Here is a 20,353-nt window from a genome sequence, read left to right on the forward strand (position 1 = left end):
ATTCTATGAGCAAAACTGATCTTTCCTTCACCGCCTTGCCGCAATACGACACCGGGCCGCTGTCCTGGGTCATGGGGGAAATCCGCGAGGCGCTGGCCCGCTCCCGCACCGCGCTGTTCGAGGCCGGCGGACGTGAACCGGAAGATCAGACCACGGCGCTGATGCACGCCAAGTCCCACCTGCACCAGGCGCACGGCGCCTTGCAGATGGTGGACGTGGACGGCGTGGCGCTGCTCACGCAACTGGCCGAAGTGGTGCTGGACCGCATGCGCGACGGCAGCCTGAAATGCACGCCGGACCATGCGCAGCTGCTGGCCAATATGTACCAGGCGCTGGTGGAATTCCTGGAGGAGCTGCTGGCCGGTGCGCCGTTCCAGCCGGTGCGCCTGTTCCCGTTCTTCCGCGACGTGCAGGATTTGCTGGGCATCGACCGCGTGCACCCGGCCGACCTGTTCTTCCCGGACGTGTCGCACGTGCCGGAGCTTCCTTCCGCCTTGCCGGCGGCCGGCGCCCCGACCGCAGCACCCGATTACAAAGCCCTGCGCGGCCGCTTCGAGCGCGCGCTGCTGCCGTACCTGAAAGCCGGCGATAACGCCAGCCAGGCGATCCATGCGGCGGCCTTGCAGGCGGCCATTACCGATGTGGCGGACCAGCAGCGCGAGCACAAGCCGCGCGTGTTCTGGCGCGCCATGCAGGCCTTCTCCGAGCTGGTGGTGGGCGGCCAGCTGGAAAGCAATCGTTACGTCAAACAGCTGTTCGGCCTGATCAACCTGCAGCTGCGCCGCCTGTCGGCCGGCGAGCCGGACCTGCCGGACCATGTGCTGCGCGAGGCGCTGTTCTTCGTGGCCGCCGCCGATCCCGCCACCTTGCCGCCGCTGGCGCGCCAGCTGCGCGCCGGCTATGCGCTGGATGGCATGGTGCCGCACGATTTCGAATCGCGCCGCTATGGCCGCATCGACGACGAGTCGCTGGAGGCCGCGCGCGAGGGTATCGCCCAGGCCCGTTCGGCCTGGCAGCGCATGGAGCAGAACGAGAGCAATCCCGAGCTGGATAACGAATTCGGCCAGTCCCTGGCCAAGGTGGCGGTGGCCAGCGACAAGCTTGGCCTGGGCGCGCTGGCGGCGCTGATGCGCCAGCTGGCGGAAGTGGCGCGCAATGCCGGCGCCGCCGGCCGCAGCGAAGCGCTGGGCCTGGAGATGGCGACTTCGCTGCTGTTCGCCGAACACGGCATCGCCCAGATCCGCCACCTGCCTGACGATTTCAACGCGCATGCCGATACCATCGCGGCGCGCCTGCAAGCCTTGCAGGCCGGCGCTGCGGCGCCGGAGCCGGCGCAGTGGCAGGGCAGCCTGGCGCGCCAGCTGCATGAGGACGATACCGTCGTCGCGCTGGCGCAGGAAATGAAGACCGGCCTGCGCCAGGTCGAAAAGGTGCTGGACGAGTACTACACCGACCCTGCGCACCGCGCGGCGCTGGGCGAACTGGATAAGGTGCTGCACCAGCTGCACGGCGCCTGCGCCATCCTGGACCAGGATGATGCGATGAATGCGGCAGCCCATGTGCGGCTGGAGATCGGCCGCCTGGCGGCCGGCAATGCCGACCCCGCGCACGAAGCCAAAGCGCTGGACGAGATTGCGCAGAACGTTGGCGCGCTGGGCTTCTTTGTCGATATGCTGGGGCAGAACCCGGCAGGTGCGCGCGAGCGCTTCTCCTTCGATCCCGAGCATGGAACTTTCCGCGCCGTGCCGTTCAAGAAGATTTCCGGCCCCGAGTCGATCCCGGTGCTGGAAGAAGCGCTGCCGGAGCCGGAAGCGGCGCCTGAGCCGGTGCTGACCGCGCCCGTGCCCGAAGCCGGCGCCGCCGGCGACGAGGCGGTGGAAGCCGAATTGCTGGAGATCTTCATCGGCGAGGCGCAGGAAGTGCTGTCCTTTGTGCGCGAGACGCTGGCGCGTCCGCATGATGAGATCTCCAATCTCGATACCCTGACCATGCTGCGCCGCTCCTTCCACACGCTGAAGGGCAGCAGCCGCATGGTGGGGCTGAACCGCTTCGGCGACGGCGCGCATGCGATCGAGAAGGTGATGAACCTGTGGCTGGCCGAGGAACGCGCCGCCAATGAGACGCTGTTTGGCCTGCTCGATTATGCGAGCGAGGAAATGTCGGCATGGGTTGAGGAGCTGGTGGCCACCGGCCATTCGGCCCGCAGCGAAGCGCCGATCGTCGCGGCCGCCACCCGCGTGCTGGATGGAGGGGCGTTCGAGCACCCTGGCTCCACCGCCGCCGGAGCACCCGCCGCGCCCGGATCCGCCGAGCCGCCGGCCGATGCCGATGCCGATGCCGATGCTGCTGCCGCTGCCGCCGTCGAGGATGCCGCCGAGGACGCCGCCGTGCCGGACGCGCCATCCGCCGACGCCCCATTCGTGCTGGAAGAACTGACACTCGACGTCCTGCCGGCCGACGACAGCGCAGAACCGCCCGCATCGCGCCCGACCAACGTCATCGAATTCCCAAGCGCCACCGCGCCGACTCCGCCAGCCCCGCCGGCTGACGACAACATGAAATTCGTCGGCCGCCTGGCGATCCCGCTGCCCCTGTACAACATCTACATGGCCGAGACGGACGAACTGGTCCGCCTGCTGTCGCGCGATTTCGGCGAATGGCGCCATGAACAGCGCCCGGTCAACCCGGACGCTTTGCATGCCGTCCACACCCTGACCGGCACCTCCGGCACGGTAGGCTTCAAACCGCTGCGCGAACTGTCCTACGCGCTGGAAACCACGCTGCAGCAGCTGCAGGCCCCAGCCCCGCACCTGGACCACGCCCAGCACGACCTGTTCGACTTCACCATCGAACGCGTACGGCAGATGTTGCAAAGCTTCGCCACCGGCGAACTGCCGCCGGAGCAGCCGGAGCTGATCGAAGCGCTGCACAAGCTGCGCGACAAACTGGCGCACCCGCCGGAAGTGGGCGACGCGCTCGACGCGCGCCTGGAGAATATCGTCGGCGAACCGGAGACCGAGGTGCTGGAAGAGCGCCTTGACCACCTCTTCACCGACACTTACCACAGCCTGATCGCCGACCCACCGCCGGCGCCTGAGCGCGCGGCCAAGCCGAAGCAGCAAGTCGTCACCCAGGACGAGAACATCGACAACCTGTTCGATTCCGCCTTCGACGACGCCTTCGACGCCCCGGCCCTCAAGCAGATCGCCCCCGCCGCCGAACCGCTGCACCTCGTGCCGCCCACCGACGCCACCGGGCCCGACGCCGCTGCCGCCGCCGACGCCACCGAGCCCGACGCCGCTGCAGCCGCCAACACTGAGCTCGACGCCGACGCCGCGTCCAATGCAGACGCCACCGCATCCGACGCCGCGCCCGCCGCCGCCAATGATGCTGACGCCGCCGCGTCCAGCGCCGACGCCGCTGCTTCCGCCGCAGCGCCTGCCACCGCCAACGAAGCTGACGCCGCCGATGCCGTCGCAGCATCCGACGCCGACGCCATCCCCGCGTCCGGCGACGCCGATGCAGCGACCGTCACCGACGCCACCGCGCCCACCATCGCCGAACCATTCCCTGCAGACGCCTTCGCCAGCGAATCCACCACCTCCAGCGAGGCAGCGGACATCGAAGCAGCCGCCCTGCGCGCAGAGCAGGATTCCGCCTCCGCCGAAGCAGCGATCGAAATCGACGCCATCGACGCCACCGCCCTCGCGGCAGGCGAAAGCATCGACGACGCCGTAGACCTCGACCACGCCTCCCCAGGCGAAGTACAAGTCGTAGAACTGGAAGAAAGCCCGCACCTGCTAGGTGCCAGCCAAACCGACATCCACGACGAGCTCGACCCCGACCTGCTGCCAGTGTTCCTGGAAGAGGGCGCCGACCTGCTGCCGCAAATCGGCGAAACCCTGCGCGCCTGGCACGCCAAGCCAACCGACTTCAGCCACGCCCACAGCCTGCAGCGCGTGCTGCACACCGTGAAAGGCAGCGCCAGGATGGCCGGCGCAATGCGCCTCGGCCAGCACGCCCACGAAATCGAAACGCACATCGAAAACATGGTGCACGCCGGCAGCGCGTCCCCGCACTCGTTCGACGAGCTGATGGCGCACTACGACCACGCCCTGCTGCTGTTCGAACAACTGCAAAACCCCGAAGCCTACGCCGCCGCCATGGCCGCCGCCCAAGCCGCCGCTGCGGCCGAGGAAGCCGGCCAGCCAGCGCAGCCAGCACCAGGCGCGCCGGCAGCACAGGACGGCGCTGCAGCCGCCGCGTCATCGGTCACCGCCCTGGCGGCACGCCTGGCCGCCGCCCACGCCCCGGCCGCGAAGGCCGACGAAGCGGAAGGCAGCGCCAAAGCCTCGCCACTGGTGCGCGTGCGCGCCGACATCCTCGACCGCCTGGTGAACCAGGCCGGTGAAGTGTCGATCACCCGCTCGCGCCTGGAAAACGAAGTCGGCTCCCTGCGCACCGCGGTCTCCGACTTCAACGAAAACTTGAACCGCCTGCGCCGCCAGCTGCGCGAAGTCGAAATGCAAGCCGAATCGCAGATCGCCTCCCGCATGTCGATCGCCGGCGAACGCGAATTCGACCCGCTGGAGTTCGACCGCTTCACCCGCCTGCAGGAACTGACCCGCATGATGGCCGAATCGGTGAACGACGTGGCCTCCTTCCACGAAGGCCTGATCCGCTCCATCGACAGCGCCTCCGGCGACCTCGGCCAGCAAGCCCGAATGACGCGCGACCTGCAGCGCGACCTGATGCGCGTGCGCATGGTGCCATTCAACAGCATCTCCGAGCGTCTGTTCCGCGTGGCACGCCAGGGCGCCAAGGAAACCGACAAACGCGTCAACCTCGACATCCGTGGCGGCGCGGTCGAAATGGACCGCAGCGTCCTGGAACGCATGGCCGCCCCGTTCGAACACCTGCTGCGCAACTCCATCGTGCACGGCATCGAACAGCGCGAGCGCCGCGTCGAACATGGCAAAGGCGAGACCGGCGAACTGCTGGTGCAAGTCAGCCAGCAGGGCAACGAAGTGGTGCTGGAATTCAGCGACGACGGCGCCGGCCTTGACCTCGAACGTATCCGCGCCAAGGCGCGCAGCGTCGGCCTGCTGGCCGAAGGCCAGGAAGTCAGCGATGCCGAAGCGTCCAACCTGATCTTCCAGCCCGGCTTCTCGACCGCCGATACGCTGACCGAACTGGCCGGCCGCGGCGTCGGCATGGACATCGTGCTGTCCGAAGCGCAAGCGCTCGGCGGCCGCGTGGAAACCTTCACCGAACAAGGCAAAGGCACCCGCTTCACGATCCGCCTGCCGTTGACGCTGGCCGTCACCCAGGTGGTGCTGATCGCCGCCGGCGGCCGCACCTTCGCGGTGCCAGCGCTGATGGTGGAGCAGGTGCTGCAGATGAAGGAAGGCGCACTGGCCGAAGCCACCGCCAAGGGCGCCGTGGTGCATCACGGCCAGCACATCGCGCTGCGCTACCTGGCCACGCTGCTGGGCGACGCCGAAGCACGTCCATTGCTGCAACGTTCCTCGCCGGTGATGATGCTGCGCAGCGGTTCCGACCGCGTGGCGCTGCACGTCGACGAGATCGTCGGCAACCGCGAGGTGGTGATCAAGAACATTGGCCCGCAGCTGTCGCGCATGCCCGGCATCGCCGGCGCCACCGTGCTCGGTTCGGGCGAGATCGTGCTGATCCTGAATCCGGTGGCCTTGCAGCTGCACGTGGCGCAGCATCCGGAACTGGCGCCGCGCACTGCCGCCACGCCGGCGCCCGCGCCGGCTGCCGCCGCCGGCGCCGCCGAAGCGGCCGTGCCGACCCGCGCCCACGGCACCATCATGGTGGTCGACGATTCGCTCACCGTGCGCAAGGTGACCCAGCGCCTGCTGGAGCGCGAAGGCTACCACGTCATGCTGGCGAAAGACGGCGTGGATGCGCTGGAGCAGATGCAGGACCGCCTGCCCGAGCTGATGCTGGTCGATATCGAAATGCCGCGCATGGACGGCTTCGACCTGACCCGCAACGTGCGCGGCGACGAAGCCACGCGCGAGATCCCGATCATCATGATCACCTCGCGCTCGGCGGACAAGCACCGCAACTACGCCTTGCAGCTGGGCGTGAACGCCTACTTCGGCAAGCCGTTCCAGGAAGATATCCTGCTCGGCGCTATCGCCGGCCTGCTGCCGCAGCGTTAAACCAAACGCTGCACCAGCCAGAGCGCGCCAACGGCGGCGGCCACCATCGAGGCCGCCGTCACCAGGCGCGCCCGCCAGTGCGGGTCCAGCGTCCGTCCGGCCAGGGCGAGCAGCAATAACGCGCCCGCCACGAAGGCCACCTGGCCTGCCTCCACACCGAGGTTGAAAGCCAATAAGCTCAGCGTCCGGTTGCCATCGGACAGGCCCATCTCCACCAGCACGGTGGAGATGCCCAGCCCGTGCAGCAAGCCGCAGCCGAACACCAGCCAGCTGCGGTGCCTGGTGGCGGCCGCGCCGCGCCACAGGTTATCGAGCGCCAGCAGCACGATGGAGGCCGCGATCAGCGGTTCCACCAGCGCCGGCGGCGCGCGGAAATAGCCAAGCGCGGACAGCGCCAGCGTGATGGCATGCGCCACCGTGAAGCTGGTCACCACCAGCAGCCAATAGCGCCAGCTGGCGCCGGCCACCAGTACCGTCAGCAGGAATAGCAGGTGGTCGGGCCCCAGCAGGATATGCTCGGCGCCCAGCGCGAAGTAGTCCTGGAAAACCGCCCATGGTCCGGCGAAAAACTGGTGTGCATTGCGTTCGCGCGTCAGCACGGCCACCTGCGTTTCTGCGCCCCGCACCACCTGCAGCGCGAGCCGCTGGCCCGCCGTGGCATCCGCATGAAATAGATGGACGGTGACGTGGGGTGCGGTGACGGGTGCGCCCCATTGGTAGCGGCGCAGCAGGACGAATTCGCGCTCGCCCTGTTCCGGGTGCGATAGCAGCATATCCTCGAACAGCACGCGGCCCGGCTGGCCATTGCTGCGCACTTCGAACATGGCGCTCAGCTGCGCGCTGATCATGCTGCGGTGCGCGTTGATTTCCGCCGCGTCGATCAAACCGTTGCCGTTGTCGTCGAAGCCGGCCAGTGCGGCGACCGGAATCGACACCGTCAGGTAGGCCGAATCGCCGACCAGCCGCAGGCCGCCCTGGCCGCCTGGCATCAGGTGCGCATGTGCGGCCGGCAGGGCAAGCAGCAGCAAGGCCGCCAGCCACCGCCAGGCCTTCAGAAGAACCATTTAGCGCGCGCCCGTGGTCGATGCCGCCGTGCCTTTGACGCAGCGCTGGATGAACGGGTAGGTATCCGTGATGTAGTAGTGGTAAATCCCGTTCGGGAACTCCGGCGTGACGCCGGTGCGGCCATTGCACTCGTCCAGGTCGCCCAGGCCGGCCACATACTCGTAGTCCTGCGTGAAGGTGCCCATGGCGGCGATGGAGGTCGATGGCCGGCCCGCCGACGCCGTGGTCTTCAGGCGGTAGCTGGAGGTCATGACCTTGGTGCCGCTGGTGGCATCGGTGGCGACGGTATAGCCGTAGCGCGCGTACATCGGGAAGCCATCCACCGCAAAGCCCACCAGCACCATGCCGGTCCCTTTGCCCAGCTTGGTGATGTATTTCTCCGGCATGCCGTGGTAGTGGTAGGCGCCGTCCGGCTGCACATGGGCGTTATTGACGTCGGTGCCGAACTTGAAATACGTCTGGTTCAGCGCTTCGATCTTCCATACGCCTGCGTTCTGGTAGCTCTCCGCCGTCGATGGATCGAACTTCACGCCGTTCAGCGCAAAGCCCAGGATGTGGGCGACCGCCGTGCCGGTGGTGCTGACCACGGCCGGCGCGGTGCTGCCGGTGAAGTTGACGCTGACTGCGCCGATGGTGTTCGGGTTGCCCGAGTTGGGGAAGGCGCCCACCTCGTGGTCGGGCACGCCGTTGCCGGTCAGCTTGCGCTGGGTGCCGGTGCAGGTGGTGGCCACGGTGCTGGCCATGCCGGTGGTCGGGTTGGTGGTGCTGTTGCTGTAGTTGCAGAACAGGCTTGCGGTGCTGGTGCTGTCGCCCGACGATCCGGAAGACGGTGTGACGCTGACCGCCGCCGAGGCGGCGCTGGTGCCGGCCGCATTGGCCGCCGTCACACTGCAGCTGTAAGCCGTGCCATTGCTCAGGCCTGTGACGGAGATCGGGCTGGCCGCACCGCTGCCGGTCCTGGTGCCGCCGCCGCCGGTGCAGCTCGCGGTATAGCCGGTGATGGCGGCGCCGCCGTTCGAGGCCGGCGCGGTAAACGCGATGCTGGCGCTGCCGTTGCCAGCCGTCGCCGCGCCGATGGTGGGCGCGCCCGGCACGGTTGCCGGTGGAAGATTGGGTTCGACCGGCGTCACGGTAACGCTGGCCGATGCCGCGCCGCGTCCCAGCGCATTGGTGGCGGAGACGCTGCAGGTGTACAGCACATTATTGGTCAGCCCCGACACCAGCAGCGGACTGTCCGCGCCAGTCGCGCTCTTGCTGGCGCCATTGCCGCTGCAGGTGGCGGTGTAGGCGGTGATGGCCTTGCCGCCATTGGAAGCCGGCGCCGTGAAGGCGATGGTGGCAGCGCCATTGCCCGCCGTCGCCGTCGCAGCTGTCGGCGCGCCGGGCACGGTATCGATCGCGACGCGGGTCATTGGCGTATACCGGATGCCGTTCACAATCGTCGGCAGCACCGCATCGTAATTTTCCTGGCTCGAGGCAAAAGCCGCCAGCACGTCTTCGAGCGGCGCCAGTTTCTGGTTCAACACGCTGAGCCAGAAATCGAAGCCGCCCTGTTCCGGAGCGCGGTGCAGGACGTTCAGGTAGAACGCCGTCACATACTGGCTGTTGCTGAGATTGGCGCCGAACAAATCCTTGAATTCCGTCGACGAGATGAACGCTGCCGACACCGCGCTCATGGCGACGCCGTTATCCAGCATGCTGATCCAGAATCCCAGACCGCCCGCATCCGGCGTGCGGTTCAGCGCCGCCTGGTAGAGGCGGAATGCCTTGCCGGGAATGCCGTCGACATCGAGGCTGATATTGGTATCGGCAAATTGCAGGCGCTGCGTGCGCGTGACGGTGGTGGCGCCGTCGCTGCCTTCCGTATCGGTCACGGTGTACTTGTCGCCGCTGGCGGTAATCGTGTAGCGGCTGGCAATGCCGCTGAATGCGACCGTCGAAACGCCGTTGCTGGCCGTGCTGCTGGTGGGCGCTGCCTGTTTTACGGCACCGCCCATTACCTTGCGTGCCGCAGCCGTTGCGCTATCGGCGTTGTCGGCTCCCCCGCAGCCGCTCAATAAGGCGGCGCCCGCGCACAGCGCCAGGACGGCGCTGGCGGCCGGATTCAATTTTATCGGCATAGTTGATCCCCACTGGATGTTTTTTCTTCCATTATCCGTGGGAATTGTGGATGAATTATGCAGATGTTGTTTTCACGACAGCATAGCGTTCCAGGGTACGTTTGCGGGCCTCGTCGTGGTCGACGATGGGCGCGCGCGGCAGGTGGATTTCCTTGGCCGACAGGCCTGCCAGCTGCGGCAGGTAGCGCTTGATGAACTTCCCTTCAGGGTCGAATTTCTGCGACTGGGTGATCGGGTTGAAGATGCGGAAGTAGGGCTGGGCGTCGCAGCCGGACGAGGAGGCCCACTGCCAGCCGCCGTTATTCGACGACAGCTCGAAGTCGTTCAGGTGCAGCGCGAAGTAGGCCTCGCCCCAGCGCCAGTCGATGCCCAGGTCCTTGCACAGGAAGGACGCCGTCACCATGCGCAGGCGGTTGTGCATATAGCCGGTGCGGTTCAGCTGCAGCATGGCCGCATCCACCAGGGCGTAGCCGGTGCGGCCCTCGCACCAGGCGGCGAACAGCTGCTCCGCCTCCGGCCCGCTTTCCCATTCGATCTTGTCGTAAGCCGGCTTGAACGAGCCGCCCACCACATGCGGGTTGTGGAACAGGATCTGCATGTAGAACTCGCGCCAGACCAGTTCCGACAGCCACACCGCACCGCCTTCGCCTGCCGCGCCGCGTGCCGACATGGTCATCACCGTGCGCACCAGGTGGCGGACCGATACGGTGCCGAAGCGCAGGTGCATCGATAAATACGACGGCCCCTTGATGGCCGGATAGTCGCGCGCCACGCCGTAGCCGGCGATGCGTTCCAGGAAGCCGTCAAACAGCTGCGGCCCGTTGCCGATGCCCAGTTCGTGCAGGTTGGTGCGTTCGAAGCCAAGGTCGGCCAGCGACGGCAATACGCTGCGCCCCGCCGCGAAGCGTCCGCGCCGCCCCGGCTCCACGGTCCACGGCGCCAGCACCGACGGGTCGGCCTCCAGCTTGCGCAGCCAGGCGTTCTTGTACGGCGTGAAGACGGTAAACGGCTTGCCGCCCTGCGTCAGCACCTCATCGCGCTCGAACACCACCTGGTCCTTGTAGGTGCGCAGCTCACGGCCCGCAGCGCGCAGGCTCGCGGCGACCGACGCATCGCGCGCGATGGCGGCCGGTTCGTAATCGTGGTTGGCGAACACCACCTCCGCGCCCAGCTCGGCGGCAAGGGCTGGAATTGCCGTCTCGGCAACATCATGGCGTACGATGAGGTGCCCGCCGGCTGCTTCGAGCTCGGCAGCAAGTGCGGTCAGCGTGTCATGGATAAACTCAACCCGGCGGTCGGCGGCCGGCAGGGAATCCAGGATGGCGCGGTCAAAAATAAAGGCGCAGTAGACTGTTGCACTAGAGGCAAGTGCATGGTGCAAGGCAGCGTGATCGAACAACCTTAGGTCTCTGCGCAACCAGACGAGGGCGTTTTTCATGGCTGGATCGGCAATTCATAGTAAACTGTCGTTATATCCGACAGTTGCAGCGCGGATATTACAGTAAAGAACTCTTAACAGTCCTGCATAGAGAGCAATCATGAAAAAAGTCAAATTGACCAGAAGCATGCCTGTGCCGGGATTGTTGCCGGAAACTAGTGAACTGAAGGAGCTAAAGGCACATATGACTGCCCCTGCGCTCAACCTGGCGAATCACTTCCTGATCGCCATGCCATCCATGCAAGACCCGATTTTTGGCGGCACGGTCGTGTATGTATGCGAACACAATGAAAACGGCGTGCTGGGCGTCGTGATCAACAAGCCTACCGATATGACCATGGAAGTGCTGTTCGACCGGATCGACCTGGAAGTGTCGTCCGCCGCCGAGCGCCACCTGGAATCCGAGCCGATCATGTTTGGCGGCCCGGTGCAGGATGACCGTGGTTTCGTGCTGCACACCCCCGGTGCGCATTACTCGTCTTCGCTGACGGTGACCAACGACGTCGCCTTCACCACCTCCATCGACGTGCTGGAAGCAGTGGCCCGCGGCCATGGCCCGGAACGCATGATGGTGTCGATCGGCTACGCGGGCTGGAGCCCTGGCCAGCTGGAGGACGAGCTGGCCCGCAACGGCTGGCTGACCGTCGCCGCCGACCCGCGCATCGTGTTCGATGTGCCGATCGAGGACCGCTACAACGCCGCCATGAAACTCCTGGGCTTCGATCCGCTGATGCTCAACTCTGAAGCGGGTCATGCATAGTCCGGAAACTGTTTTAGGCTTCGACTTCGGCATTAAACGCATCGGTGTCGCAATGGGAAACACAATGATCGGCCAGGCCTCTCCCCTGGCCGTCATTCAATCCGCCGTCAACGATGTACGCTTCGCCGAAATCAAGGCCCTGATCGACAAATGGGGGCCGACCAGGCTGATTGTGGGCCTGCCTTTCCACCCGGACGGGGCAGAGCACGAAATGACGGCGCGCTGCCGCAAGTTCGCCAATCAGCTGAACGGCCGTTTCAACCTTCCCGTGGTGCTGGTCGACGAGCGCTACTCTTCGGCGATGATCGCAGCCAAGCGCGGCGAAATCATCGACGACCGCGCCGCCGCCATCATCCTGCAACAATACTTTGACGAATATGTCCCACATTGATCCCCAACTGCTCGACGCGGAAGCGCTCTACGCCAACCTGCTGCAGCAAGTGCGCGCCGGCATTGAAGGCGCGAACGATCCGGCCATTGTCGGCATCCACTCCGGCGGCGCCTGGATCGCCGAGCGCCTGGCCAAGGACCTGAACCTTACCGCGCGCCTGGGCGTGCTGGACGTCTCCTTCTACCGCGACGACTACGCGAAGAAGGGCCTGCCGGCGGAAGTGAAGCCGACCCATATCGGCTTCGACGTCAACGGCGCCAGCATCGTGCTGGTGGACGATGTGCTCTACACCGGCCGCACCACGCGTGCCGCCATCAACGAATTGTTCGACTACGGCCGCCCGGCGCGCATCATGCTCGCCGCGCTGGTGGACCGCGGCGAACGCCAGCTGCCGGTGGCCGCCGACTTTGTCGCCGCGCACACCCGTTGCGCGCCGGGCCAGGCGCTGCGCCTGACGCAAACCGGCGACGGAAAGTTTTCCCTGACTATTGAACAGAACCATGCTTAATCCGCAACTCAACAAAAACGGCGAGCTACAGCACTTGCTGTCGACCGAGGGCCTGCCCAAGGCCATCATCAACCAGATCCTCGATACCGCCTCCTCTTTCGTGTCCGTCTCGGACCGCGAAGTGAAGAAGGTCCCGCTGATGCGCGGCAAAAGCGTTTTCAACCTGTTTTTCGAGAATTCCACCCGCACCCGCACCACCTTCGAGATCGCGGCCAAGCGCCTGTCGGCCGACGTGATCAACCTGAATATCGCCGCGTCTTCCGCCAGCAAGGGCGAGTCGCTGCTGGACACAATCGACAACCTGTCCGCGATGCACGCCGATATGTTCGTGGTGCGCCACTCGCAATCGGGCGCGCCCTACCTGATCGCCAAGCACCTGCAGGATACCAAACAGAACCACGTGCACGTGGTGAACGCGGGCGACGGCCGCCACGCGCACCCGACCCAGGGCCTGCTGGACATGTACACCATCCGCCACTACAAGAAGGACTTCACCAACCTGCGCGTGGCGATCGTGGGCGACATCCTGCACAGCCGCGTGGCGCGTTCCGACATCCACGCCCTGACCACGCTGGGCGTGCCTGAAATCCGCGCCATCGGCCCGCACACCCTGCTGCCGGGCGGCCTGGAGCAACTGGGCGTGCGCACCTTCACCAATATGGATGAAGGCCTGAAGGATGTGGACGTGATCATCATGCTGCGCCTGCAGAACGAGCGCATGAGCGGCGCGCTGCTGCCGTCCGCCGGCGAATACTTCCGCGCCTACGGCCTGACGCCGGAGCGCCTGGCGTTGGCCAAGCCGGACGCCATCGTGATGCACCCGGGCCCGATGAACCGCGGCGTCGAAATCGATTCCGCCGTGGCCGACGGCCCGCAAGCGGTGATCCTGTCGCAGGTCACCTTCGGCATCGCAGTCCGCATGGCGGTAATGAGCATCCTCGCAGGTACCCAGGCATGAGCAACGTATATATCAAGAACGGCCGACTGATCGATCCGGCCAACAAGATCGACTCCAAGCAAGACCTGTACATCGTGGACGGCAAGGTTGCCGCCATCGGCAGCGCACCGGCCGGCTTCAAAGCCGACCGCACCATCGACGCCGCCGGCAAGGTGGTGGCGCCGGGCCTGGTCGACCTGTCGGCGCGCCTGCGCGAGCCGGGCTTCGAATACAAGGCCACGCTGAAATCGGAAATGCAGGCGGCGGTGCAGGGCGGCGTGACCTCCCTGGTATGCCCGCCCGACACCGACCCGGTGCTGGACGAGCCGGGCCTGATCGAAATGCTGAAGCACCGCGCCAGCGCCCTGAACCAGGCCCACGTGCACCCGCTGGGCGCACTGACCCACGGCCTGAAAGGCGAAGCGCTGACCGAGCTGGTGGAACTGACCGGCGCCGGCTGCATCGGCTTCTCGCAGGCCGAGACCCCGATCAAGGACACCACCGTGCTGCAGCGCTGCATGCAGTACGCCGCCACCTTCGGCTTCACCATCTGGCTGCGTCCGCAGGACGCCTGGATCGGCCGCGGCGGCGTGGCCCACAGCGGCCCCCTGGCTTCGCGCCTGGGCCTGTCCGGCGTGCCGGTGATGGCCGAGACCATCGCCCTGCATACCATCTTTGAACTGATGCGCTCCACCGGCGCCAAGGTCCACCTGTGCCGCATGTCGTCCGCCGCCGGCCTGGAACTGGTGCGCGCCGCCAAGGCAGAAGGCCTGCCGATCACCTGCGACGTGGGCGTGCACCACGTGCACCTGACCGACACCGACATCAACTTCTTCGACTCGAATTCGCGCGTCGACCCGCCATTCCGCACCCAGCGCGACCGCGATGCGATCCGCGCCGGCCTGCTGGACGGCACCATCGACGCCATGTGCTCCGACCACACCCCGTGCGACGACGATGAAAAGCTGCTGCCGTTCGGCGAGGCTTCGCCGGGCGCCACCGGCCTGGAACTGCTGCTGTCGCTGGCCATCAAGTGGGCCGACGACTACGCCGCGGCGCAGGGCAAGGACGAAGCGCTGTCGCGCGCCATTGCGCGCGTCACCAGCGACGCCGCACGCGTGGCCGGCTTGGGGCAAGCCGGCCAGCTGGGCGTCGGTAGCGTGGCCGACGTGGTGGTATTCGACCCGGCCGCGCGCTGGACCGTTACCGGCAGCGCCCTGGCCAGCCAGGGCAAGCACACCCCATTCCTCGGCTACGAGCTGGCAGGTCAGGTAGAAGCAACCATCGTAGCAGGGCATGTGGCATATGAACGGAACGCCAGCTAAGAAAAACCTGGACTGGCGCCTGATGCTGCGTATCGGGCGCATGGTGGTGCACCTGCTGGCCGGCATGGCGATCTGCGCCTTTGTCTTCCCCTTCATCGGGCCGGACCAGCGCAACGTCCACGTGCGCCGCTGGTCGCGCCAGCTGCTGGCCATCTGCAACGTCAGCGTGCAGGTGGCGCAGGGCAGCGCGGTGCCGCTGGAGCAGGGCATGGTGGTCTGCAACCACGTCTCCTGGCTGGACATCTTCGTCATCAACGCGCTCTATCCCTGCCGCTTCGTGGCCAAGGCGGAGATCCGCGACTGGCCGCTGGCCGGCTGGCTGGTGGCGCAGGCAGGTACCGTGTTCATCGCACGCGGCAACAAGCGCGAGCTGCGCAACATCTTCAAAGGCCTGGTGCATGCCTTGCAGGACGGCCAGCGCGTAGCCTTCTTCCCGGAAGGCACCACGGCCGCGCAAGGCAGCATCCTGCCGTTCCACGCCAACCTGTTCGAGGCGGCGGTGGACGGCAAGGTCAAGGTGCAGCCTTTCGCGCTATCCTATGTGGACCCGGCCGGCCAGCCGCATCCATCGGTGGACTTCATCGGCGATATGAGCTTTGTGCAAAGCGTGGTCAATATCCTCGACGGCAAGCCGGTGCGTGCACGCCTGGCGGTGCTGGAGCCGATGGAAGGCGCCGGCGCGCACCGGCGCGAACTGGCGGAAGCGGCGCATCATGCCATCGGCACGGCGCTGGGCGTGCTGCCCGAGACCAATACATTACAGGAGCAATCGGTATGACCAGGATCAGTGTGCTGGCGGCTAGCCTGTTGTTGGCAGCCTGCAGCGGCGATATCTTCGCCAACGCCAAAACGCTGCGCACCCAGGCCACGGAAGGCCTGGTGCAGAAGAACTACGGCATCGCCGCGGAGAAGGCCTACGCCGCCACCATCAAGGCGCCGAAGGACGCGGAAGGCTTCTACCTGCTGGCGCAAGCGCAGGCGCAACTGGGCCGCAAGAATGCCGCCATGGCGTCGCTCGAGACCGCGATCGCCAACGGCTTCACCGATGAAGAGGCGATCAAGGGCAACGCCAACCTGGCGCCCTTGCGCAATGCGGAAGCTTACAAGGAGCTGATGGCGGCCACCTTCCCGCCGGCCGCGGCGCCGGCAGCGGATGGCGCCGCACCGGCAGCGGAAGGCGCCGCAGCCCCGGGCACGGCGCCGGCGCAAGCCTCAAGCGAAGTCGCGCCCAAGCATTAAACCGCCCGGTATTCCGGGCAATCCACCTGCAGCAGGCTGCGGTCGTCGAGGCAGACGGCCGACAGCTTGCCGCCCCACACGCAGCCGCTGTCGAGCGCGATCAGCTTTGGCTTGATCTGCAAGCCGAGCGCCGACCAGTGGCCGAAAACCACCGTGGTATCGGCGGTACGGCGCCCAGGCGCCTCGAACCAGGGCATCAGGCCCGAGGCCGGATCGGCGCTGGCCGACTCCTTCAGTTTGAAATCCATCACCCCGTCCGCCGTGCAAAAGCGCATGCGGGTCAGTGCATTGACGATGCAGCGCAGGCGCGCCGTGCCGGCCAGGCCGTCATCCCAGCGGTCCGGCTGGTTGCCGTACATATCGCGCAGGAAATCCACCCATTGCTCGCCGCGCAGCGCGGCTTCCACCTCGCAGGCCAGCGCCACGGTCTGCTGCGCCGTCCATTGCGGCAGCACGCCGCCATGCACCAGCAGGTGTTCCCGGCGCAGGATGGCCATGGGGCGCAGGCGCAGCCAGTGCAGCAGCGCCTCGCGGTCGGCGGCGGCCAGGATGTGCTCAAAGGTGTCCGAACTGGACTCGGGCCGGATGCCGTTGGCCACGGCCAGTAGGTGCAGGTCGTGGTTGCCCAGCACGGCGTCGATGCGGCCGTCGCTGCCCTGGCTCAGGGCCTGCACATAGCGCAGGGTGGACAGCGAATCCGGGCCGCGGTTGATCAAATCGCCGCAAAACAGGATGGACGGCGGCTGGTTCCCGGCGGCATGCTCTGTTTCCAGGATTTTTTCAACTAGTGTTACAGTCTCGCCGTGACAACCCTGCAGGTCGCCCACTACATATGTTTTCATTTGGGATTATCAAATACAATCATGGTGACATTTACACGTAAGGATAACGCATGATATTCGTCACTGGCGGTGCAGGTTTTATCGGTTCGAATTTTGTACTGGACTGGCTGGCGCAGTCGGACGAACCCGTCCTGAACTTCGATAAGCTGACTTACGCAGGCAACCTGCAGAACCTGGCGTCCCTGCAGGGCGACGCGCGCCACATTTTTGTGCGCGGCGATATCTGCGACCAGGCGCAGGTGCTGGCGCTGTTCCGCCAGCACAAGCCGCGCGCGGTGGTGCATTTTGCGGCCGAGTCCCACGTGGACCGCTCGATCCACGGTCCGGGTGAATTCATCCAGACCAATATCAACGGCACTTTCAGCCTGCTGGAAGCGGCGCGCGCCTACTGGAGCGAACTGGCGGAAACCGACAAGGCGGCCTTCCGCTTCCTGCACGTTTCGACTGATGAGGTGTACGGCACCCTCGGCCCGGACGATGCGCCGTTCAGCGAAACCACGCCGTATGCGCCCAACAGCCCGTACAGCGCATCGAAAGCCGCTTCCGACCACCTGGTGCGTTCCTACCACCACACTTACGGCTTCCCGACGCTGACAACTAATTGTTCGAATAACTACGGTCCTTACCACTTCCCGGAAAAGCTGATCCCGCTGATGATCGCCAATGCGCAAGCCGGCAAGGCCCTGCCGATCTACGGCGACGGCCAGCAGATCCGTGACTGGCTGTACGTGAGCGACCATTGCACCGCGATCCGCCGCGTGCTGGCGGACGGCCGCCTGGGCGAAACCTATAACGTCGGCGGCTGGAACGAGAAGGCCAACCTGGACGTGGTGCACACGCTGTGCGATATCCTGGATACGCTGAAACCAAAAGCCGACGGCAGCAGCTACCGCAGCCAGATCACCTATGTGAAGGACCGTCCCGGCCACGACCGCCGCTACGCGATCGACGCGCGCAAGCTGGAGCGTGAGCTGGGCTGGAAACCGGCCGAAACCTTTGAAACCGGCATCCGCAAGACCATCCAGTGGTACCTGGATAATCCGCAGTGGGTGGCCGACGTGCAGTCCGGCGCCTACTCCAAATGGGTCGAGACCAACTATAACAACCGGGGGCAATAATGAATCCAGTCAGCGACCGCAAAGGCATTATTCTGGCCGGCGGCTCCGGCACCCGCCTGTATCCGATCACCAAGGCGGTATCGAAGCAGCTGCTGCCGATCCACGACAAGCCGATGATCTACCATCCGCTGACGGTGCTGATGCTGGCCGGCATGCGCGACATCCTGATCATCTCCACGCCGCAGGATACGCCGCGCTTCCAGGAGCTGCTGGGCGACGGCAGCCAGTGGGGCATCAACCTGTCGTACGCGGTGCAGCCATCGCCTGACGGCCTGGCGCAAGCCTTCATCATCGGCAAGGAGTTCGTCGGCGACAACCCGTCGGCCCTGATCCTGGGCGATAACATCTTCTACGGTAACGACCTTGACGCCATGCTGCGCAGCGCCGCCGAACGCGTTGAAGGCGCCACGGTGTTCGCCTACCACGTGACCGACCCCGAACGTTACGGCGTGGTGGAATTCGACGATGAGCGCCGCGCGCTGACTATCGAGGAAAAACCGCCAGTGCCGAAATCGAACTACGCCGTCACCGGCCTGTATTTCTACGACACCGGCGTGTGCGATATCGCCGCCAGCATCAAGCCGTCCGCGCGCGGCGAGCTGGAAATCACCGACGTCAACCGCGCCTACCTGGAAGCGGGCAAGCTGAAGGTGGAGCTGATGGGACGCGGCATGGCCTGGCTCGACACCGGTACCCACGATTCGCTGCTGGACGCCTCGCAATTCATCGCCACCATCGAACGCCGCCAGGGCCTGAAAGTGGCCTGCCCGGAGGAGATCGCCTACCGCAAGGGCTATATCGACGCCGCGCAATTGCGCCAGCTGGCCGAGCCGCTGAAGAAGAATGGCTACGGCCAATACCTGCTGCGCATCCTTGAAGACAAAGTGATCAACCGATGAAAGTACTCCCGACTCCGATCGAAGGCCTGCTGGTGATCGAGCCGACCGTGTTCGGCGACGACCGCGGTTTCTTCTACGAGAGCTTCAATGCGCGCCGCTTCGAGGAATTGACCGGCGTGCGCACCGAATTCGTGCAGGATAACCATTCGCGCTCGGCTAAGGGCGTGCTGCGCGGCCTGCATTACCAGGTCGAGCAGGCGCAAGGCAAGCTGGTGCGCGTCACCACCGGCGCCGTGTTCGATGTGGCGGTCGACTTGCGCCAGTCCTCGCCCACCTTCGGCCAGTGGTACGGCCTGGAACTGTCGGCCGAGAACAAGCGCCAGTTGTGGATTCCGGCCGGCTTTGGCCACGGTTTCGTGGTCACCAGCGAGGTGGCGGAATTCCTGTACAAGACCACCGATTACTACGCACCGGCCCATGAGCGCTGCGTGATCTGGAACGATCCCACCATCGGCATCGCGTGGCCGCTGGACGGCGAGCCGCTGCTGTCGGCCAAGGACAAGGCCGGCCTGCCGCTGGCGCAAGCGGAAGTGTTCCCATGAAGATCCTGCTGACGGGCGCCAGCGGCCAGGTCGGCTATGAGCTGGAGCGCAGCCTGCAAGGGCTGGGCGAAGTGGTGGCGGTGGACCGCAGCCGCATGGCGCTCGACAACCTGGACCAGGTGCGCAGCGTGATCCGCGAGGTGAAGCCGCAGCTGATCGTCAACCCGGCCGCCTACACGGCGGTCGACAAGGCCGAGAGCGAGCCGCAACTGGCGCACCGCATCAACGCCGAAGCGCCGGGCGTGATGGCGGAAGAGGCCAAGCGCCTGGGCGCGGCCCTGGTGCACTATTCGACCGACTACGTTTTCCCCGGCAACCAGCCCGGCGCACGGCGCGAGGGCGACGCCACCGGACCGGCCAATGTCTACGGCGCCAGCAAGCTGGCGGGCGAGCAGGCGATTGCCGCCAGCGGCGTGCCGCACCTGATTTTCCGCACCAGCTGGGTGTACGGCATGCGCGGCAAGAACTTCCTGCTGACCATGCTGCGCCTGGCGCAAGAGCGCGACGAACTGCGCGTGGTGGCCGACCAGCACGGCGCGCCGACCTGGAGCCGTACCATTGCCGACACCACGGCCCTGGTGCTGGCGCAGGCGCGCGGGCCGGGCGAGGGCTGGTGGCAGGACCACGGCGGCATCTACCACCTGGCCAGCCAGGGCGAAACCACCTGGCATGGCTTCACCCAAGCCATCCTGGCGCAAGCCGGGATCGACTGCCGCGTGCTGCCGATCACCAGCGCCGAGTACCCGGTGCCCGCCAAGCGCCCGGAATTTTCGGTGCTGGACTCCGGCAAGCTGATGTCACAATTCTGCAACTTGCCCTCCTGGCAAGAAGCCCTGCGTCTGTGCATGGCGGGTTAATTAGTTCAGAAACGTATCAATTGGTAAGTAATTGCCGAGGGCGCAACGCCCTCGGCTAGAATTTCCCGTCGGCCTGCGCGAATCCGGTACAATCGCCCGGTTAGCGCGTGGGCAATCTTTC

16 protein-coding genes are annotated in these 20,353 nt (G+C 66.0%); 12 read left to right on the plus strand and 4 right to left on the minus strand.

The window, feature by feature from the left end:
• Positions 1–5: 5 nt before the first annotated feature.
• Positions 6–6,191 (plus strand): hybrid sensor histidine kinase/response regulator, encoded by a 6,186-nt coding sequence (locus tag AAHE99_RS10840; protein WP_342117163.1) that lies wholly within the window; start codon positions 6–8, stop codon positions 6,189–6,191.
• Here AAHE99_RS10840 and AAHE99_RS10845 read toward each other — a convergent pair.
• The 3 genes from AAHE99_RS10845 to AAHE99_RS10855 are packed head-to-tail and all read right to left on the minus strand — an operon-like array spanning position 6,188 to position 10,814.
• Complete coding sequence (locus tag AAHE99_RS10845; RefSeq protein ID WP_342117164.1) at positions 6,188–7,255, minus strand: HupE/UreJ family protein; 1,068 nt, start codon at positions 7,253–7,255, stop codon at positions 6,188–6,190. The two genes, AAHE99_RS10840 and AAHE99_RS10845, sit on opposite strands and share 4 nt — an antisense overlap.
• A complete protein-coding gene (locus AAHE99_RS10850) occupies positions 7,256–9,376 on the minus strand; it encodes a YHYH protein (RefSeq protein WP_342117166.1) in 2,121 nt (706 codons plus the stop codon). It lies immediately after the preceding gene.
• A gap of 55 nt (positions 9,377–9,431) precedes the next feature.
• Positions 9,432–10,814 (minus strand): cryptochrome/photolyase family protein, encoded by a 1,383-nt coding sequence (locus tag AAHE99_RS10855; RefSeq protein WP_342117167.1) that lies wholly within the window; start codon positions 10,812–10,814, stop codon positions 9,432–9,434.
• Between the two features lie 184 nt (positions 10,815–10,998).
• On the opposite strand from AAHE99_RS10855, the gene AAHE99_RS10860 reads away from it, so the two are divergent.
• The 7 genes from AAHE99_RS10860 to AAHE99_RS10890 are packed head-to-tail and all read left to right on the plus strand — an operon-like array spanning position 10,999 to position 15,974.
• Complete coding sequence (locus AAHE99_RS10860) at positions 10,999–11,574, plus strand: YqgE/AlgH family protein (protein WP_342117168.1); 576 nt, start codon at positions 10,999–11,001, stop codon at positions 11,572–11,574.
• Complete coding sequence (gene ruvX / locus AAHE99_RS10865) at positions 11,567–11,965, plus strand: Holliday junction resolvase RuvX (protein WP_342117169.1); 399 nt, start codon at positions 11,567–11,569, stop codon at positions 11,963–11,965. The genes AAHE99_RS10860 and ruvX overlap by 8 nt, the downstream gene beginning before the upstream one ends.
• Entirely contained in the window at positions 11,952–12,473 is a 522-nt protein-coding gene (pyrR, locus tag AAHE99_RS10870; RefSeq protein ID WP_342117170.1) for a bifunctional pyr operon transcriptional regulator/uracil phosphoribosyltransferase PyrR, read from the plus strand. The genes ruvX and pyrR overlap by 14 nt, the downstream gene beginning before the upstream one ends.
• Positions 12,466–13,431, plus strand: a complete 966-nt coding sequence (locus tag AAHE99_RS10875; protein WP_342117171.1) for an aspartate carbamoyltransferase catalytic subunit — start codon at positions 12,466–12,468, stop codon at positions 13,429–13,431. The genes pyrR and AAHE99_RS10875 overlap by 8 nt, the downstream gene beginning before the upstream one ends.
• Positions 13,428–14,735, plus strand: coding sequence for a dihydroorotase (locus AAHE99_RS10880; RefSeq protein ID WP_342117172.1), 1,308 nt, complete (start codon positions 13,428–13,430; stop codon positions 14,733–14,735). The genes AAHE99_RS10875 and AAHE99_RS10880 overlap by 4 nt, the downstream gene beginning before the upstream one ends.
• Entirely contained in the window at positions 14,716–15,513 is a 798-nt protein-coding gene (locus AAHE99_RS10885) for a lysophospholipid acyltransferase family protein (protein ID WP_342117173.1), read from the plus strand. Before AAHE99_RS10880 ends, AAHE99_RS10885 begins: the two co-directional genes overlap by 20 nt.
• The gene (locus tag AAHE99_RS10890; RefSeq protein WP_342117174.1) at positions 15,510–15,974 is read left to right on the plus strand and encodes a TPR end-of-group domain-containing protein; all 465 of its coding nucleotides are present in this window, start codon (positions 15,510–15,512) and stop codon (positions 15,972–15,974) included. The genes AAHE99_RS10885 and AAHE99_RS10890 overlap by 4 nt, the downstream gene beginning before the upstream one ends.
• On the opposite strand, the gene AAHE99_RS10895 is transcribed toward AAHE99_RS10890, so the two are convergent.
• Complete coding sequence (locus AAHE99_RS10895) at positions 15,971–16,816, minus strand: symmetrical bis(5'-nucleosyl)-tetraphosphatase (RefSeq protein ID WP_342117176.1); 846 nt, start codon at positions 16,814–16,816, stop codon at positions 15,971–15,973. The two genes, AAHE99_RS10890 and AAHE99_RS10895, sit on opposite strands and share 4 nt — an antisense overlap.
• 50 nt (positions 16,817–16,866) lie before the next feature.
• On the opposite strand from AAHE99_RS10895, the gene rfbB reads away from it, so the two are divergent.
• The 4 genes from rfbB to rfbD are packed head-to-tail and all read left to right on the plus strand — an operon-like array spanning position 16,867 to position 20,232.
• Positions 16,867–17,934, plus strand: a complete 1,068-nt coding sequence (gene rfbB, locus AAHE99_RS10900; RefSeq protein ID WP_342117177.1) for a dTDP-glucose 4,6-dehydratase — start codon at positions 16,867–16,869, stop codon at positions 17,932–17,934.
• Entirely contained in the window at positions 17,934–18,833 is a 900-nt protein-coding gene (gene rfbA, locus AAHE99_RS10905) for a glucose-1-phosphate thymidylyltransferase RfbA (RefSeq protein ID WP_342117178.1), read from the plus strand. Before rfbB ends, rfbA begins: the two co-directional genes overlap by 1 nt.
• The gene (gene rfbC, locus AAHE99_RS10910; protein ID WP_342117179.1) at positions 18,830–19,375 is read left to right on the plus strand and encodes a dTDP-4-dehydrorhamnose 3,5-epimerase; all 546 of its coding nucleotides are present in this window, start codon (positions 18,830–18,832) and stop codon (positions 19,373–19,375) included. The genes rfbA and rfbC overlap by 4 nt, the downstream gene beginning before the upstream one ends.
• Positions 19,372–20,232, plus strand: a complete 861-nt coding sequence (gene rfbD / locus AAHE99_RS10915; RefSeq protein WP_342117181.1) for a dTDP-4-dehydrorhamnose reductase — start codon at positions 19,372–19,374, stop codon at positions 20,230–20,232. Before rfbC ends, rfbD begins: the two co-directional genes overlap by 4 nt.
• The last annotated feature ends 121 nt before the right edge of the window (positions 20,233–20,353 follow it).

The sequence above is a fragment of the Pseudoduganella sp. OTU4001 genome (assembly GCF_038440195.1).
GTDB lineage: Bacteria > Pseudomonadota > Gammaproteobacteria > Burkholderiales > Burkholderiaceae_D > Rugamonas.

Bases quoted from the DNA above. Each gene is read 5' to 3' on its own strand.
- AAHE99_RS10875 (WP_342117171.1), top strand. From the start codon at position 12,466: ATGCTTAATCCGCAACTCAACAAAAACGGCGAGCTACAGCACTTGCTG.
- AAHE99_RS10895 (WP_342117176.1), bottom strand. From the start codon at position 16,816: ATGAAAACATATGTAGTGGGCGACCTGCAGGGTTGTCACGGCGAGACT.
- AAHE99_RS10845 (WP_342117164.1), bottom strand. From the start codon at position 7,255: ATGGTTCTTCTGAAGGCCTGGCGGTGGCTGGCGGCCTTGCTGCTGCTT.
- AAHE99_RS10860 (WP_342117168.1), top strand. From the start codon at position 10,999: ATGACTGCCCCTGCGCTCAACCTGGCGAATCACTTCCTGATCGCCATG.
- ruvX (WP_342117169.1), top strand. From the start codon at position 11,567: ATGCATAGTCCGGAAACTGTTTTAGGCTTCGACTTCGGCATTAAACGC.
- rfbA (WP_342117178.1), top strand. From the start codon at position 17,934: ATGAATCCAGTCAGCGACCGCAAAGGCATTATTCTGGCCGGCGGCTCC.
- rfbB (WP_342117177.1), top strand. From the start codon at position 16,867: ATGATATTCGTCACTGGCGGTGCAGGTTTTATCGGTTCGAATTTTGTA.
- AAHE99_RS10855 (WP_342117167.1), bottom strand. From the start codon at position 10,814: ATGAAAAACGCCCTCGTCTGGTTGCGCAGAGACCTAAGGTTGTTCGAT.
- rfbD (WP_342117181.1), top strand. From the start codon at position 19,372: ATGAAGATCCTGCTGACGGGCGCCAGCGGCCAGGTCGGCTATGAGCTG.
- AAHE99_RS10840 (WP_342117163.1), top strand. From the start codon at position 6: ATGAGCAAAACTGATCTTTCCTTCACCGCCTTGCCGCAATACGACACC.
- pyrR (WP_342117170.1), top strand. From the start codon at position 11,952: ATGTCCCACATTGATCCCCAACTGCTCGACGCGGAAGCGCTCTACGCC.
- rfbC (WP_342117179.1), top strand. From the start codon at position 18,830: ATGAAAGTACTCCCGACTCCGATCGAAGGCCTGCTGGTGATCGAGCCG.
- AAHE99_RS10890 (WP_342117174.1), top strand. From the start codon at position 15,510: ATGACCAGGATCAGTGTGCTGGCGGCTAGCCTGTTGTTGGCAGCCTGC.
- AAHE99_RS10885 (WP_342117173.1), top strand. From the start codon at position 14,716: ATGAACGGAACGCCAGCTAAGAAAAACCTGGACTGGCGCCTGATGCTG.
- AAHE99_RS10850 (WP_342117166.1), bottom strand. From the start codon at position 9,376: ATGCCGATAAAATTGAATCCGGCCGCCAGCGCCGTCCTGGCGCTGTGC.
- AAHE99_RS10880 (WP_342117172.1), top strand. From the start codon at position 13,428: ATGAGCAACGTATATATCAAGAACGGCCGACTGATCGATCCGGCCAAC.